General features: G+C 70.0%; 10 protein-coding genes. 1 reads left to right on the top strand and 9 read right to left on the bottom strand.

All coding sequences use genetic code 11. The features are described 5' to 3' along the window. Window positions 1-2 precede the first annotated feature (2 nt). The 6 genes from ACFY1E_RS22560 to ACFY1E_RS22535 all read right to left on the bottom strand — a co-directional run bounded on the left by ACFY1E_RS22560 (window position 3) and on the right by ACFY1E_RS22535 (window position 9,979). Complete coding sequence (locus tag ACFY1E_RS22560; RefSeq protein WP_389078702.1) at window positions 3-1,895, bottom strand: ATP-binding protein; 1,893 nt, start codon at window positions 1,893-1,895, stop codon at window positions 3-5. A 40-nt stretch (window positions 1,896-1,935) separates the two neighbouring features. Beyond that, window positions 1,936-2,262, bottom strand: coding sequence for a hypothetical protein (locus ACFY1E_RS22555; RefSeq protein WP_389078700.1), 327 nt, complete (start codon window positions 2,260-2,262; stop codon window positions 1,936-1,938). 47 nt (window positions 2,263-2,309) lie between these two features. Further along, complete coding sequence (locus ACFY1E_RS22550; RefSeq protein WP_389078697.1) at window positions 2,310-3,125, bottom strand: immunity 49 family protein; 816 nt, start codon at window positions 3,123-3,125, stop codon at window positions 2,310-2,312. A 112-nt stretch (window positions 3,126-3,237) separates the two neighbouring features. After that, window positions 3,238-3,996 carry an immunity 49 family protein gene (locus ACFY1E_RS22545; protein WP_389078695.1) on the bottom strand — a complete coding sequence of 253 codons (759 nt, stop codon included), beginning with the start codon at window positions 3,994-3,996 and terminating at the stop codon, window positions 3,238-3,240. Between the two features lie 98 nt (window positions 3,997-4,094). Next, window positions 4,095-9,608: a toxin glutamine deamidase domain-containing protein gene (locus tag ACFY1E_RS22540; protein ID WP_389078692.1), complete on the bottom strand. Its 5,514-nt coding sequence runs from the start codon at window positions 9,606-9,608 to the stop codon at window positions 4,095-4,097. 233 nt (window positions 9,609-9,841) lie between these two features. Further along, window positions 9,842-9,979 carry a hypothetical protein gene (locus tag ACFY1E_RS22535; RefSeq protein WP_389078690.1) on the bottom strand — a complete coding sequence of 46 codons (138 nt, stop codon included), beginning with the start codon at window positions 9,977-9,979 and terminating at the stop codon, window positions 9,842-9,844. 79 nt (window positions 9,980-10,058) lie between these two features. Here ACFY1E_RS22535 and ACFY1E_RS22530 point away from each other — a divergent pair, with 79 nt between their 5' ends. Further along, window positions 10,059-10,493 carry a hypothetical protein gene (locus ACFY1E_RS22530; protein ID WP_389078688.1) on the top strand — a complete coding sequence of 145 codons (435 nt, stop codon included), beginning with the start codon at window positions 10,059-10,061 and terminating at the stop codon, window positions 10,491-10,493. A 64-nt stretch (window positions 10,494-10,557) separates the two neighbouring features. On the opposite strand, the gene ACFY1E_RS22525 is transcribed toward ACFY1E_RS22530, so the two are convergent. The 3 genes from ACFY1E_RS22525 to eccCa form a co-directional block, all read right to left on the bottom strand. Then, complete coding sequence (locus tag ACFY1E_RS22525; RefSeq protein WP_389078686.1) at window positions 10,558-10,851, bottom strand: DUF397 domain-containing protein; 294 nt, start codon at window positions 10,849-10,851, stop codon at window positions 10,558-10,560. Window positions 10,852-10,928: 77 nt separating this feature from the next. Then, a complete protein-coding gene (locus tag ACFY1E_RS22520; protein ID WP_389078684.1) occupies window positions 10,929-11,315 on the bottom strand; it encodes a hypothetical protein in 387 nt (128 codons plus the stop codon). A 149-nt stretch (window positions 11,316-11,464) separates the two neighbouring features. Further along, window positions 11,465-15,409 carry a type VII secretion protein EccCa gene (gene eccCa / locus ACFY1E_RS22515; RefSeq protein WP_389078682.1) on the bottom strand — a complete coding sequence of 1,315 codons (3,945 nt, stop codon included), beginning with the start codon at window positions 15,407-15,409 and terminating at the stop codon, window positions 11,465-11,467. Window positions 15,410-15,619: the final 210 nt, after the last annotated feature.

Genomic DNA, 15,619 nt, shown 5'->3' with positions numbered 1-15,619 from the left:
TGTCAGACGGACGGGATGCCGCCGAGCGGCTGTCCGGTGATGTGCAGAGCCTTCGCACCGCGCTCGGTTGCGACGACGAGGATGCCCTCGGGGGAGAGGTCGGCCGCGATGACGGGTGTGTCGGAGACCAGCGCGGCCACGACGTCCTCCGTCGCCCGGTCCCAGACCCGGACGTAGTCGGCGCCGCGGCTCAGCACCAGCGGAGCGGCGGCCCGCGCCTCCTCGGAGAGGGGCAGGACCTGTGTGGGGTCGATCTCGCCCGGATCTTCCGGTTCTACGAGGCTGTGGATGAGCGTGCCCGTCGGTACGGCGAGCACGGCGACGGGAGCGGCCGGTCCTTCCGGACGGGGCAGACAGCCGACGCTCACCGCGCTGACGCCGGGGACGGGCAGGCTCCACAGGGTGCGCCAGGGCAGGTCGAGGCCGAGCCGACCGTGGATGGCGTCGGCGTACTCGAGCAGGCCGTCCTCCACGAAGGCCGTCTCCAGCAGGGCGGCACGCTGCAGCGCAGGCACCTGGGTGCGGGTGAGCAGGGCCGCCGTACGCAGGTACGTCCGGGCCGGTGCACCCAGTTCCTCGGCCGGTACTGCCTCGACGGCGGCCCGCAGCGGCACCGGAGCGGCGTGGACGAACAGCCCGGGATCCGTGAGGAGTTGGGGCAGCAGGCCCGCCTCCAGGGTGTGGCCCGCGATGTGGTCCCGTACATACGGGTCGGCCTTGCTCCAGTCCTGGTCCGGCACGGCCTCAAGCAGCGTCATCGCGATCTGCGTCTGGGCGGCACGGACGCTCGGCAGGCCGGCGCGGAGCTCCTCGCCGATGGCCGGGTGCAGCAGCCGTAGCAACGTCCGCGTACTGCCGCCCCCGTCCCGGTCCCGCCGGACCGACTCGACGAACGGGCCGGCCAGCGCGCCGCTGTCCGCGAGGACGCCGCTCATGTCCTTGCCCGCAAGGGCGTTGACGAGCCGTATCCACAGGTCGACGGGCAGACCGTCGCCCTCCGCGAGGGCCAGCGGCGCCAGGAGCTGACGCAGAGCCGGCGGGTCCGCTCCGAGGCGGCGGGCGTGCAGGTCGAGTGCCTGGCCAAGGGACGAGGGCAGGAGGGTCTCGTCGTACGGGGCGGCCGAGCCCGGACTCATCAGGAGGCTCCGGACGGCGAGCTGCACGGTGAGGGGGCTCGTTCCGGCCCGGCGTCCGATCGCCTCGGCCAGGGTCCGCCTCGCCGCAGCATCCGAGGCGAAGGGCGGCTCCGGGGCGCCGGACTCCGGTCTGAGCAGCGCGTACGCCTGCAGCACCAGACCGCGCGGGTCGGCCCACTGCGGGTCGTCGAGATCGATGATCTGCACCGTGCCGGGCGGGAGTTCACCTTCGAGGTCGGTGGCGAGCTCGCGCGGTACCTCCGCGAGCAGCCGCACGTTCGCGGTGACGGCGAGCGGCCTCAGCACCTCCCGTACGACGCGGGCCGGCTCGCCCGCCGTACGCACCGGACCCGCCCGGTCGACATCGGGCACAACCACCGTCTCGGTCCGGCCGAGGGCGCCGAGCGCGGCGTAGACCTCTTCGAGGCGGTCGGCCTGGATGCCGTAGTGGTCCGCGATGAGCCAGCCGAGCTGCGCCGCGGTCAGCCCCGCCGCGCTCGGCACGGCCGGGGCGGGGAGGTCGGGCGGCACGGTCGACGGGTCGAGGTCCGACAGCGGCAGCCGTCCGCGGAACTCCGGGTCGCACAGCATCAGGAAGCCGGTCAGCAGGTGCGAACGCCCACTGCCCGGGCTGCCGGTGAGGACGATCACCCGGGGTGCACCTGGCCGGCCCGACCGCCAGGCGGCGAGCGCACGCAGTACGGCGGTGCGTCCGCCCAGGTAGGGATGGGGTGCGTAGCCGTTGGTCGGGGCGGTCATCGGTGGGGGACCTCGCGGGTGCCGGAGTGGTGGACGAAGGCTAGGAGTTGCGACCGAGGTTCTGCCGGTACAGCGCGATCGCCTGCTCGGTCGGGAAGTTGGGGACGGTCACGCTCTCGCCGGTCTCCTTCGAGACCACGATCTTGGCTCCGCCGGGCGGGGCGGGCCGGGGCCGGCCGGCCGCGTCGGTGGTGGGCGGGAAGACCGCGTACACCAGGTAGCCGATGTCGAACTCGTGGACCCGCAGCTCGGCGGGGGTGCCGTCGGGCAGCTTGGGCTCGGCGTAACGCGAGCGGACGATCTCGAGGGCCTGGTCCGGGGTGGTGGGCGGGGTCTGTGGGGCCGGGGGCGGGGTGTCCGAGGTCATGGGCTTCCTTCGTCTGGCGCCCGGGGGCGGGGCGGAGGCGGCTGCGGTCAGGTGGGGAACTCGTTGATCCATGCACCTTCGAGGAGATGTTTCGGCAGGTACTCGGACTCGACGGTGATGGTGAAGCCGGCCTGGACGGCGAGGCAGGACACGGCCAGCGGGCCCAGGGCGATGAGGCCACGGGTGTCCAGGGCACGGTCCTCGTCGTGGGTCCAGTAGTCCTTGTGCCGTTCAAGGGCCTTGGCCAGTTCGGCGTTGATTTTGTCCTGGTCGCCGCGGGCCAGCTGGGTGAGGAGATTCATCGGCGGACAAATGATCTGGAGGACGCCGTCGCGTGGGGCATTGCGCAGCTCGGCGGGGTCCGTTCCCTCCACTGCGGCGACCAGTTTGTCGCCGAATTCGGGGCGGCCCAGCCAGTAGGCCTGCAGTGCGTCCACCCAGTCGTAGATGTACTCGTCGAAGACTCCGTCGGCCTGGCGCATCCGCGCGCTGGGGAACTGGCACAGCTCGGTCATGCGCTTCTTCTCGCGGCAGACGGCGGCGAGCCAGAAGGCACTGAGCCAATTGCCGGCGTGAGCCCGGGGCAGGGCACCGGTGCGGATGGTGTGCAGGTCATGGCCGATGCGGTACTCGAAGGTACCGGTGGTGGGCCGGGCCGCTGCGAACAGGGCGGAGCCGACCTGCATGGCGGTGACGCAGGCTTCCCAGGTTTCGAGCCTGTCGGCCTCCGGGTCCACGACGCAGTGCCGGCCGAGGAGCCCGATGGCGTCGGCCAGAACGTTCGAGAACCACGAGGGTTCCTTCTGCAGCCCGTCGACGTCTTCCCAGAAGTCGGCGGTGAGGGCCGGGAGGATCCTCGCCATGTTTCGCGTCGGGAATTCATGTCGCGGGATCTGCAACGCCGCCTTCTCTTCTTTCGTCCTGATGCCGAACTGCTTCGTTTCGTAGCCCTGGTGCTCCCCCTGGGGGACTTCCTCAGGTCGGGAAGTCGCCGACTCGGCCGCGTTCCAACAGGTACTTGGGGATGTAGCCGGACTCCACGTCGATGGAGAGCCCCGCGTCGTAGGCGAGGCAGGCCATGGCCAGTGGTCCCAGTGCGACGAGGCCGCTGACCTGGGCGGCCGTGGACTCCTCCGCGGTCCAGTACTCCTTGTGCCACTCCAGGGCCTTCACCAGTTCGACGTCGAATTGCTCGCTGCTGTCGCCTCTGACCAGGCGGTAGAACAGGTTGAGCGGGGGATACAGGATGCGCAGCATCAGGCTGCGGTCGGCGACCTGCAGGACCTCCGGATCCGTGCCGTTGATCGCGGCCACCAGCTTGTCGCCGACGCCGTGGCCCTGTTTCCAGTACGTCTGAAGCGTGTCGACCCAGTCGTAGATGTACTCGTCGAACACCGCTCCGGACTCGCGCAGCAGCGAGACGGGGACGTTGCTCAGTTCTGTGAGCCGTTCGCGCTCGCGGCAGACGAGCGCCAGGTAGAAGGCGGTGAGCCAGTTGCCCGCGTTGGCGGGAGGGTGTGGGCCGGTGGAGCGGATCGTGCGCGGCTTGCCCGAGATCAGGCACTCCACGGTGGGTTCCGGTGAGGTGGCGGACCGGAACAGGGCGGAGCCGATCTGCATGGCCGCCACCCAGGCTTCCCAGGTCTCGATCCGGGCGGCGCGGGGATCAAGGGCGCAATGGCTCTTGGCGTTCACGAGCGCCCTGTTCAGACCAGTGTTGAAAGTGCTGGGCATGGTTTCGAGCTTCCGGACCCGCGCCTCGGTGTCGTCGACGAGTGCTTGGACGCTGGATACGCGGTCGGCAGGCACTTCGTGACGCGTCACTTGTGTAGTCATTCCTGCCTGTCCTCCGGCTTTCGAATGTCGAAGTACTCCATCGTGACCCCACCGTACCTCTTGCGTTCGCGAGGTCCTTCCCCGCCGACGTAACCACCCTCGGTGTTCCCGTTGTTGGCTGCCTCGTTCGCTTCGGGATCGGTTTCGACCTTGGATTGCACCAAAACGTACTGAACGTTCCCCAGCTCGTAAGCCGCCTCCAGCTTGTCGGCAATTTCCTTTTGTTCCGGGGTTCCTTCCTGCATGACCATGGTGATGGTTTCGAAGTACTCCCTGGTGCCCTGCATCACCTTCTGGCCGGTATGGCCGGTGCGCGGACCGAGCTGGCCAGTGGGGGCCTTGGCTTCGACCACGATGTAATGACCGGGATTGTTCGGGTCTTCATAGATCTGGTCGAACTGATCGCTGCCGTTACCTGTCCGCGGTACGTCGACCAGTACGTACTCAGGGTGCTGGGTGGCCATCGCATGATGAAGCGCTGCCATCTCGCCATGGCTCTCACCGATGTCCCGCACCGCGGAATGCGTATCCGCGTAGACGCGCTTGGCGGCCTTGTATTCCTCCGAATCCTCGCCGTGATCCTCTTTTGCCCGCACCTTTTCGGCCTCGCTGATCCGGTCGGCCTGGAGGGTCCATTCGCGGTTGTTGGTCTCCCTGTCGAGGGCGGCAAGATTCTCAGGAGTGATAGTGCCCTCACCGCGGCCCAGATTGAGGGGCGGATGAGTTTCTTCAGGCATGTAGTCGGGTTGTACCGGAGGCGGGACATCGCTTGCCGCTATGAATTTGTCGGGGTCGTCGGGGTAATCGGGGTCCCGCTTGAGCTGCGGAAGCTCCCGGCCGTCGACCCTGTCGTCAAGGCGCAGACGTTGGCCGTCCTTGCGCCAGTACTTCTGGCGGTTCTCCCTGCTCTCATTGGCGAAGTCGACCATCCTGCGGATGAACGCCTTCTTGTCCTCATTGTTGTGAGCTCCGGGTTCGACGGGCCCGTGTGGCGGGGAGGCGGCATCCGCATCGGATCGGGTGGTGTCCGCAGCGGCCCGCTCATCCGCGATGTCGCCGTACAGCGGCCTCTTCCCGTTGACGGAATCCTTGACGTAGTGGGCCGCATCGGCGTTCCTGCCGTCCGGCGGGCTCTCGCGCGGGGGAACCGCGGAGTCCTTGGTCATGTTGCCGGGGCGGTCGCGGTGGTCGTCGGCGGGGGACCGGTCCGGGCCGTCGGGACGAGCCGGGTCCGAGTTCTCGGTCCGGTCCTCCTTCGCCGGCCGCGGGTCTTCGGCGTGATCGGGGTGTTGCCGGTCCGGCGTCGGCTCGTTGTCCGGGCGCCGTCCGTGGGACCGCTCGTCGGCCTCCGGGCTCTTCCGCGGCGAGGTGTCCCGCTGCGTGTCCGAGGTGCGCGGGTCCTGAGCGCGGGGATCGGACGTACGTGGGTCGGACGTACGTGGGTCGGACGTACGTGGGTCGGACGTACGTGGGTCGTGCGCGCGGGGATCCGGGTTGTGGGGGGCGGACGTACGTGGATCCGGGGTGCGCGGATCGGTGGTGCGCGGGTCCGCAGGCGCGGTGGTCTGCTGAGGTGTGTGCCGGTCCGTGGTGGGATCGCTCGGGGGATGCGCCTCGGTCCGGGCGGGGGTGGCGGTCTTGTCCGGGGTGCCGTTGTCGGTGGCGTCGGACGTGGTGTGCGCGGGTGGCCCCTGCTGCTCAGCCGAGTCGGACCGGGGCGGAGCTTCGGTCGTCGCGGTCGGCTGCTCTTCGTCCTCGCGGGGAGTGTGGTCCCGCTCGTCAGGACGCGCCGCCTCGCCTGGGTGCGCCTGCTGGTCCCGGATGCTCGGTGTCTCGCTCCGGGGGCGGCCGTTCTCGTCGCCGGGCTCGCTGTTCGTCGGTTTCGACGACGAGGTGTTCGGGTCGGCGGTCGACGGCTGGGCAGGGTCGGCGTCGGTCGAGGAGTCCTGGTCCGTCGGCACGGGAGCGTCGGTTCCCGTGTCGGTGTCGTCCTCCTGCTTCGGGGGGTCGGCCGAGACCTCGTTCTGCGGGTCCTGGCCGTTTTCCTGCTGCTCGTCGTTCTGGGCGTTGTCCGGCTGGGAGCCGTCGCCGTTCTCGTTCTGCGACTCGCCGCTCTGGCTCTCCGAGCCGTTCGTCTGCGGCTGGCTGGTGTCGATCGGGTTGCGGTCGGCGTCCAGCGGGATGTGCCACACGTGCGCCGCCTGGTCGATGTGCAGGGGCTGGCTGCTGACCTGGCCGCTCTGGGTGTCGACCCAGACGATGTTGCCGTTGTGGTTGACCACGTTGAAGGCGTGGCCGCCCCCGCCGGGCCAGTCGACCTGGACGATGGCTGCCGAGCCGGGGCCCGCCTGCTGGAGGGTGTTCGCGATGTTGTCGGCGGTTGCGGGGTCGCCGCCGGGACCGGCGTAGGTGTGGGCGGCGCCGGTCCAGCGGATCTGGTTGTCGTTCGCGTCGTCCTCGGGGGACCAGTGGTCCGGCTTGCCGTTCGCGTCGGTGTCCAGGGTGCGCGGCGCCGAGACCTGCGGGTTGCCGTACCAGGTCTCCAGGAACGAACGGGAGCAGTCGGCGCAGTTGTTGCTGCGTCCGGGGACGTTGACGCCGCCGTCGTTCTGGAGCTGGGACCAGTTGCCCTCGAAGGGGTCGGGGAAGCGCTGCGGGGTGCCGTCCTCGTTGTGCGGCACCGCGTCGACCAGCGCCTGCTGATCGGCGGGGTCGGGATCGGTCAGGCCGCCCGGGTAGTGGTCCAGGTCGGCACGGATGTCCTGGAGGCTGTCCTGCTGCGGGTGCTGCTGGTGGTTCGGGTTTCCCGGGGTTGCCTGCGGCGAACCCGGCGCCTGGGGCGAGGCGGAGCCCGCCGTGTGCGACGGCGACGCGGCGGCACCCGGGGTCCGGATGACGGTGTGGACCGGGACCGGGGTCACTTGCTGCTGGTGCCGCTGTTGCTGCGGATTGCCGGGTGGGGTGTTCTGCGTCGGTGCGTTGGACTGCGCGGCCGGCTGCTGCGGACCGTTGGGCGAGCCGCCCGACGGCTCCTGCGGCGGTCTGCCGGGAGGAGTCGTGCCGGTGCTGCCGGGCGTGCCCTGCGCGGCGGGGCCGGGCAGGTTGGAGTTCGAGGAGTTGGGGGTACGGCTGCCCGACGCCGAGGGGTTCGAGCCGGTGCCGGAACCGGAGTCGGAGTGGGAACCGGATCCGGAACCCGTGCCGGTCGAGGCGGAGGGTGCCGTGGTGGAGGTGCCGGTGGACGTCGACGAGGTCCTGGGGGACGACGACGGTGATGAGCTCGGGTTCGAGGCGCTCGTGCCCGGCGTCTGCCCCGGGGTGTTGGTACGAGTGCTGCCGGTCGGGTCCGTGGTGCCGCGGGGCACGGTGCCGTCACCCGGTGTCGTGCTGCGAGTGGCGCCGTCGCCCGGGGTGCTGCCCCGAGGCGGGACGCCGTCCCCCGGCCTGGTACCGGGCGTCTGGCGGGGCGTCGTACCGTCACCGGGGTTGTTGCGGGACGTGGTGCCGTCGCCCGGCCTTGTACCGTCCCCCGGCCTTGTACCGTCCCCCGGCCTCGTACCGTCACCCGGCGTCGTACTCCCGGGCGTGCGCTGTCCCGGTATCCGCCCGTCCGGGGTGCCGGAGGTACGACCGTCCGGGGTGCCGGACGCACGCCCGTCCCCGGCAGTCGGGACTCCGGCACTCGCCGTGCCGGAGACACGGCCGTTCGCCGGGCCCGAAAGCCCGACACCCGCCGTACCGGCCCCCCGACCGTCCGCCGAAGCCGTGGGCGTGGGTGCGGGCGTGGACGCCGGAGCGCTCCGAGGCGCCGTCGACGGAGTGGGGCTCGGCGCGGATGCGGGCCCCGACCCCGTGGGTGAGGCAGTGCCGGCCGAACCGCTCCTTGCCCCACCGGAGTTGGGCGCCGGGCTGCTCGGGCTCGACCCGGACGGGCCGGCGCCGCCGGACGACGACGTACCTCCGCCCTGATGCGAACCACCCGTACTGCCTCCCACAGAAGGCGCCACGGGCGAGGTCGGCATGCCCGCCGGTCCACCGTCCGCACGGCCGCCACCGGCGCCCCCCGACGACGTATCGCCCGTCGAAGGTGCAGAAGTGGGCGCCGCGTTGGTGTGCGTGGGCGCGGTCGCGGCCAAGCTGTCGATCGACGTTCCGATCGAGCCGTGGCCGCCCGTCGACGCCGGCGTTCCCCCGGGCGAAGCGGAGGCCGACACGGTGTGCACCGACGGCGACGACAGGCCGGAGACGGAGGAGCCGCCGGAGTGGGACGGGCCGCCGGTGGAAACCGGACTGTCGGACGACCCCCCGGTGTCGGAGCCACCGGAGTGCGCCCCGCCGGGCGACGGGTCGTCGAAGTCGGACAGGGTCGGACCCGAGTGGGAGAGCGTCGGGCCCGCGCCCTGCGGGCCGGGCCCCGAATCGGACCCGGCCCCGGAGTCCGATCCCGAGTCGGAGCCCGGGCCGGCACCCACATCCAGCCCGCCGATGTTGTTGCCGCCGGTGTCGGCGGATATCCCGCCACCTATGTTCGAGCCCACATCGCTGCTCGCATGCGTCGACGTGGAGGAGCCCGCCACCGAGGAGTCGGAGCCGTCGGAGTTCGAGCCGGAGTCGGAACCCGAACCGGAACCGGAGCCGGAAGACGAGTCCGAGTCCCCCTCACTGCCGGCAGCGTCTGAGGTGTCTGAACTACCCGAGTTCTCCGACGAGTTGGAGCCCCCGCCCTCCTCCCCGTGCCCGCCGTCGCTCCCCGACGACCCATGCCCGTCGATCCGGCTGTCGATCGCATGGTGGGCCCGGTGCCCCGCCTTCTCGCCCAGGCTGTCCCGCACACCCTCGGCAAGAGTCTGCGGGGTCTGCTTGATGGCGTCCCAGCCGGCGTCGGCGCCCTGCTTGGCGGTGGTGGCGAGGTCGTAGCCCTCCTGGGCGCCGAAGCCGACGTTCACCGTCTGGCGGATCAGGTCGGTGATGATCGCCTCGATCATCGAGATCGCGGGCTCCTTCATCGCCTCGACGATCGCCTCGAGCAGCGCGTCCTTGAGCTCCTTGAGGAGCCGGCGCACGATCAGCCGGGCGGCCTGGGTCGCGCCCAGCGCGCCGACCTCGGACAGGCCGAAGGTGAAGGGCGCGGCGGCCTGGGCCGCGGCGATCTCGATGGCCAGGGCGATGAGTTGGGCGATGACCGCCCATTTCGCGAACTCGACGAGGTAGGCGCACGCCTCCAGTACGGTCGCGATGATGTACGCGGCCTGGGCGGCGTTCTGGAGGTACCCGCCACCGCCCCCGCCGTCGAACTTGGCGTACGTCTTGGTGAACGCGTCGATCGACTCACCGGCGTTGTGGGCCACCACCTGGCGGGCGCTGGTGTTCGCCTTGGTGTGCAGTTCGGTGACGTCGTCGCCGAACTTCCGCCACAGCTTCGCGCAGTCCTTGAGCTTGTCCTCGTCTGCCGTCGGCCAGTTGTAGCCGAGCATCTCGAGAACCCATTCGAGCTCGTTCGGCAGCATCATGGACACAGCAGAAAGTCCCCCCGTCAGATGACACGGCCGTACAACTCCCTCATCGGTCAAGGGATGTCACACAGAAGTACAGCCGTTGGCAAAGCTTACGGAATCACCCGTGGACAACTTCAGAGGACTGCTGTCACAAATCCGTCGCAGGTCCTGCGCAGATCCTGACGATGTGTTCGGCGCGTGACGGCTTCGGTGGACCTGGATCCCGTAGACGTACTTGGAGTCGCATTTCAGGTCGTGCCGAGCGGTGTGCGGGCCGTCTTGTACTCGGCCTCAGGGGAGTTGCGGTCGCCGATGTCCGGGTCGTGCGTCGCGTCCTGGGAGCCTGCGCGGACGCCGCGGCCGGCGTGGTCCCACGCCGCCCGCATGACACTCGCGCGTGACGCGAGATACTGCCGGTGTCCGAGGACGTCCGAGAGACGACGCCGGCGAGAGAAGCGGAGCGACATGACCAGGCGAACCGAGAACTCACCGACCCCGTCCGGCTCTTCGCCGGAGCGAGGCGTGCTGGACGAGGCGCTCGAACCGGAGCAGATACGTTCCCTGAACTCCGCGCTGCGCAAGCTGTCCGAGAACGACGGCGTCGGAAAGGATCTCCAGGACGCGGCGAAGAAGCTGCTCTCCGGCCGCCTGCCCCTGCGCGACGCCCTCGACGACCCCGCGGTGGCCCGCGCCCTGGGCGGTGGCATGGCGTCCCTGCGCGGCCAGTGGGAGTCGCTCTCCGAGGAGGAACGCGACCAGGTCAGGCACGGTGAGCCGCTGGCCGGCGCAAGCCGGCCCGGCGACCCGTCCGAGCCGAGGAGGCCGGAGGCGGAGGGCCAGTCGTCACCCACCGGCAAGAAGAACCAGGGCCGCCACAGCGGCGGTTTCTCGCTGTACTGATCACCGCATGCTCCGGCGGTGCCGTGCTCGGCCCCGCCCCTTCGGGGATGCGGGGCCGTAGTGTCTAGTCGGCCGAAACCCCGCCGTTGTGCGGGGCGGGCTCCAGGTCGAACTCCCCGTCCCGCGCGCCCAGCACGAACGCCCGCCACTCCGCCTCGGTGTACCGCAGCACCGTGTCGGGATCGAGGGACGACCGCATGGCCACGGCGCCCTCGGGCAGGTACGCGATCTCGACCCGCTCCTCGTGCTCCTCGGTACCGGGCGCGCTGTGCCACTCCACGCCGGAAATGTCGAGGGCGTACAGCTCGTCCCGCTCCCGCTCCTTGCGCGCCTTGATCTGTTCTGCCGTCTCCGCCATCGTGCGGGGCCTCTTCCTGACATGTGAACCACGTACGCGTCTCACCCTACGTGCGGGCACCACGCATCCGCCGTGGATCAGGTGTTTTGCGCCTTGACGACCATGGTCTGTGATACGCCGGGCGGCAGCTTCACCTGACCGTCGAACTCCGCGGTCGTCTTCCGCCAGATGTCGACCTGCTCGGCCTCGTTCTGTTCGTGGGCCACGCCCATCTTGGTGAAGGCGACGCCCATGCCCGCCAGCCGCTCCGCCAGGCTGCCCATCGACTGGTACATGCCGTCGCGCAGCCCCTCGTAGGCGACACCGAACTTCTCGCCGATGTCGTCGTCGCCCCACGGCGGGGTGTCGCCCTGTTCCAGTGCGGTCAGTCCGTTCTGCAGCGCGGTCACGGCCTTCGAGAAGTCCTGGCCGACCGAGTACATGGTGAAGCCCTCGGCCTTGAGGACTTCGGGATCGGAATCCATGTGGTCCGACGGCACAACTGCCCCCCGTGGCTCGTCCGTTCATGTTCTCTCCTGCAACGCCACCATAGCGGCCTGCACTGACAACGCAGGAGGGGGCGGTACCCGCGCGGGTACCGCCCCCTCCTGCAGACACGGCTGCAACCGGGGCCTCAGAACCGGGCCGGCAGCCAGCCCGTCTGAATCAGCTGTCCACCGCGTCGCCGCGTGTGGAAGTACCCGCGGCCGGGCGGCAGTTGGGATGCCGTGATGTTGCCGAGCAGTGCACCCTCCGACCGGTCGCCGGAGAGCACCAGGCCCTGGGCGCCGAGTTCGCGCATCCGCTGCATCACCGGCTCGTACAGCGACCTGCTGGCACCGCCCGAGGAGCGCGCGATGATGATGCGCAGACCGATGTCACGGGCGAACGGCAGGTACTCCAGGAGCGGGGCCAGCGGGTTCACGCCGGTCGCCACCAGGTCGTAGTCGTCGACGATGACGAACGCGTCCGGGCTGCTGTACCAGGAGCGGTTGCGCAGCTGCTCGGGCGTGACGTCCGGGCCGGGCATACGCCGGTGCATCGAGCCGGCGAGGCCCTCCAGCGTCTCCGTCAGGGCCGGCGCCGAGGCGCAGTACCGCGACAGGTGCGTGTCGGGCACACCCTCCAGGTGCGCACGCCGGTAGTCGCCCATGACGATCTTCGCCTGGTCCGGTGTGTAGCGCTCGGTGATCTGCTTGACGAGCAGCCGCAGCATCGCGGACTTACCGGACTCGCTCTCACCGAACACGATGAACAGCGGGTCCGTCTCGAAGTCGACGAAGACCGGCGCGAGCGAGGACTCGTCGATACCGATGGCGACACCGCGGTCCGGGTGCTCGAACCCCTTGGGCAGCCGGTCCGACGGCAGCATGGTGGGCAGCAGCCGTACGGCCGGGGCGTGGTTGCCCTGCCAGTTGTCGTTGATGCCGCGGATGAGGATCGACGTGGCCTCGGAGAGGTCCTCGGTCGCCGAGGAGCCGTCGACCCGGGGCAGCGCGGTCATGAAGTGCAGCTTTTCCTGCGTCAGACCACGGCCCGGCACCGCGGCCGGGACGTTCTGCGCGATCTTGCGGTCGACCTCGGACTCCGTCGGGTCACCGAGCCTGAGCTCGATGCGGTTCTGCAGCATGTCCTTGAGCGCGGGCCGCACCTCGGTGTAGCGGCTCGCGGTCAGGATCACGTGCACACCGAAGCCGAGACCGCGCGTCGCGATCTCCGTGACGGTGGACTCCAGCAGTTCGTAGTCCGTCTTGAAGGTGGCCCAGCCGTCGATGACGAGGAAGACGTCGCCCCAGATCTGGTCGGGCAGATGGCCCGCGGCCCGGCGCTGGCGGTAGGTCTGGATCGAGTCGACGTTGTTCGCGCGGAAGTACTCCTCGCGCGCGTTGAGGATCCCCTCGACCTCGCTGACCGTACGGCGCACCTTCTCCGCGTCGAGACGGTTCGCGACACCGCCGACGTGCGCCAGCTCCTCCATCGCGATCAGCGTGCCACCGCCGAAGTCCAGGCAGTAGAACTGCACTTCGGACGGAGTGTGGGTGAGGGCGAACGAGGAGATCAGCGAACGCAGCAGCGTCGACTTGCCGGACTGCGGGCCGCCCACGAACAGACCGTGGCCCGCACCGCCGGAGAAGTCCCGGTACAGCACGTCGCGCCGCTGCTCGAACGGCTTGTCCACCAGGCCGACCGGCACATTGAGCCGGCCCAGCGCCGTGTAGTCGGGCGCGGTCAGGCCGCGCTCCGGGTGGACGGCGAGCTGGGGGAGGAGCTGCTCCAGCGAGGGCGCCTCCTCCAGCGGGGGCAGCCACACCTGGTGGGCGGGCGGTCCCTGGTTGACCATCCGGCTGACGAGGACGTCCAGGACGGTGTCGGCGAGCGCGTCGTCCACCCGGTTGTCGGGCTCCGGCTCCTCGATCACCGGCTGCGGGGGCAGCGCCACGTGCTCCGCCGTGAACAGCGCGGGCCGCAGCTGCGTCGAGCGGTGCACCCGGGAGGGGCCCTCGCCGTGGTACGGCCCCGACACGTACGCCGCCTTGAAGCGGACCATGGTGTCGGTGTCGTAGCGCAGATAACCGGAACCGGGGATCGACGGCAGGTGGTAGGCGTCCGGGACACCGATCGCCGTACGCGACTCGGCGGCGGAGAAGGTCCGCAGGCCGATCCGGTACGAGAGGTAGGTGTCCAGTCCGCGCAGCTTGCCCTCTTCGAGGCGCTGCGAGGCGAGGAGCAGGTGGATGCCCAGCGAACGGCCGATCCGGCCGATCTGGATGAACATGTCGATGAAGTCGGGCTTGGCGGTGAGGAGTTCGGAGAACTCGTCGAGCACGATCACCAGCGACGCCATCGGTTCGAGGGCGGCGCCGGCGGCCCGGGCCTTCTCGTAGTCGTGCAAGTTGGCGTAGTTGCCCGCCGAGCGCAGCAGCTCCTGGCGGCGCTGCGTCTCACCCATGATCGAGTCGCGCATGCGGTCGACGAGGGTGAGGTCGTCGGCGAGGTTGGTGATGACGGCGGCGGTGTGCGGCATGTCCGCCATGCCGGCGAAGGTCGCGCCGCCCTTGAAGTCCGCGAGGATGAAGTTCAGCGTCTCCGAGGAGTGCGTCACCGCGAGGCCGAGCACCAGCGTACGCAGCACCTCGGACTTGCCGGAGCCGGTCGCGCCGACGCACAGGCCGTGCGGGCCCATGCCCTCCTGCGAGGCCTCCTTGAGGTCCAGCATGACCGGCTCGCCGTTCTCGCCGACACCGATCGGCACCCGCAGCCGCTCATGCAGCGTGCGCGGCCGCCAGGTGCGGGAGACGTCGACGGTCCCCGCGTCGCCGATGCCCATGAGGTCGGTGAAGTCCAGGTTGGAGAGCAGGGGTTCGCCCTCCTCCGCGGAACCGACCCGGAAGGGCGCCAGCTGTCGGGCCAGGGATTCGGCCTGCTCCGGGCTGAGCACATCGGGCTTGCCGGTGTACGCCGACTCGTGGCCGACGAACAGCTGCATCCGCTCCGGCTTCACGTACGCCGTCAGACCGGCGCGCAGCTCCTCCTCCAGCTCGCCAGGGGCGATCTCCAGGAAGGTGACGCCCTGGAGCCCTTCGGAACTGGCGAGTTCGGAGTCCGGCGGCACGGTGCCGCCGTCGAGGACCACGATCAGATGCGGCTGGTCGTAGACAGGCGTCGCTTCACGGTTCCAACGGGGCCGGTCGTCCAACTGGCCCGCCAGCGCCTCCTCCAGCTCCCCCAGGTCGTCGAAGAGGAGCCGGGCCGAGCCCGCTCCGTCCTTGGCCTTCGGGTGCTGGCTGTGCGGCAGCCACTTGATCCAGTCCCAGTCCGCCGCCGCCGAGGGGTGCGCCACCACGGCGATCATCAGGTCTTCCGGCGAGTGCAGCGTCGCCAACTGGGAAAGGGCCGCACGGGCGTTGCCGTAGACCGTGTCCGTGTCGCCGCAGATCGTCACGTGGTAGAAGGCGCGCAGCGAGATCGAGACCGGCAGGTCGTGCAGGCTGCCGTGGGCGTCGAGGAACGCCTTCATGGCCGCCGCGGTCAGCGGCTCCAGCTCCTCCTTGGGCGCCGTGTCCGGAGCCACCAGCGGCGTGTTCAGCTGCTGGACGCCGCGGCCGATCCGTACGGAGGCGAAGTCCGCGTCGGTCGGGCGCCGCTCCCACAGCCGCTTGCCGTCGGCCGCGACGGCCCACAGCTGCTCCGGGTCCGGGTGCTGGAAGAGCTGGCTGCGCCGCTGCAGTTCGGCCGTCTTGTGCACGTCCTTGCGGACCTGCTCCAGATAGCGGAAGTAGTCACGACGGTCCTGCGCCATCCCCGCGCCGCCGCCCTGCCGGGACTTGGCGAACTGCGCGATGGCCATGGCCAGCGTCGAGGCGAGCATCAGCCCGCCGACCACCCTCATGTAAGGGGGGAGGTTGGGCATGAAGAAGAAGCCGACGGAACCCAGCATGCCCATCATGGGCAGCAGGTTCATCAGCATGCTCTCGTCGCCCTCACGAGGGATCTCGGGGGGCGTCTCCAGTTTGACCTCGCCGTCCGGCACCACCGGGGGTGGTATCCGCGGTGGCCGTTTGATGATGACGACGCTCACCGATGCACTCATCCTTCGTGATTGAAACGTCCTGGCATCGACGCCCCCGTGTACCGCGACGTGTTCCCGTTCGCGTAGGCGTCGTTCGCGTTGGCGTCGATCCTACTGATGCCCCAGGTCCGCAGGAGAGCCAGGAGGATGGAGATGCGGAGGGGGTACGGGGAGAATTGAGGGAGGCAGCCCCAACCCCCCGTAGGGCAAGGGATAGGG

It is taken from the genome of Streptomyces sp. NPDC001604, assembly GCF_042893475.1.
Taxonomy (GTDB): domain Bacteria; phylum Actinomycetota; class Actinomycetes; order Streptomycetales; family Streptomycetaceae; genus Streptomyces.
Note: the sequence above shows the minus strand (reverse complement) of the source record. Positions and strands in the feature narration are given on the sequence as shown.

What these genes read in the sequence shown, in the direction of transcription:
- ACFY1E_RS22550 (WP_389078697.1), bottom strand. Translation starts at nt 3,125, where the DNA reads ATGGCGAGGATCCTCCCGGCCCTCACCGCCGACTTCTGGGAAGACGTC.
- ACFY1E_RS22525 (WP_389078686.1), bottom strand. Translation starts at nt 10,851, where the DNA reads ATGGCGGAGACGGCAGAACAGATCAAGGCGCGCAAGGAGCGGGAGCGG.
- ACFY1E_RS22545 (WP_389078695.1), bottom strand. Translation starts at nt 3,996, where the DNA reads ATGCCCAGCACTTTCAACACTGGTCTGAACAGGGCGCTCGTGAACGCC.
- ACFY1E_RS22540 (WP_389078692.1), bottom strand. Translation starts at nt 9,608, where the DNA reads ATGATGCTGCCGAACGAGCTCGAATGGGTTCTCGAGATGCTCGGCTAC.
- ACFY1E_RS22560 (WP_389078702.1), bottom strand. Translation starts at nt 1,895, where the DNA reads ATGACCGCCCCGACCAACGGCTACGCACCCCATCCCTACCTGGGCGGA.
- ACFY1E_RS22520 (WP_389078684.1), bottom strand. Translation starts at nt 11,315, where the DNA reads ATGGATTCCGATCCCGAAGTCCTCAAGGCCGAGGGCTTCACCATGTAC.
- ACFY1E_RS22535 (WP_389078690.1), bottom strand. Translation starts at nt 9,979, where the DNA reads ATGCGGGCGGCGTGGGACCACGCCGGCCGCGGCGTCCGCGCAGGCTCC.
- ACFY1E_RS22555 (WP_389078700.1), bottom strand. Translation starts at nt 2,262, where the DNA reads ATGACCTCGGACACCCCGCCCCCGGCCCCACAGACCCCGCCCACCACC.
- ACFY1E_RS22530 (WP_389078688.1), top strand. Translation starts at nt 10,059, where the DNA reads ATGACCAGGCGAACCGAGAACTCACCGACCCCGTCCGGCTCTTCGCCG.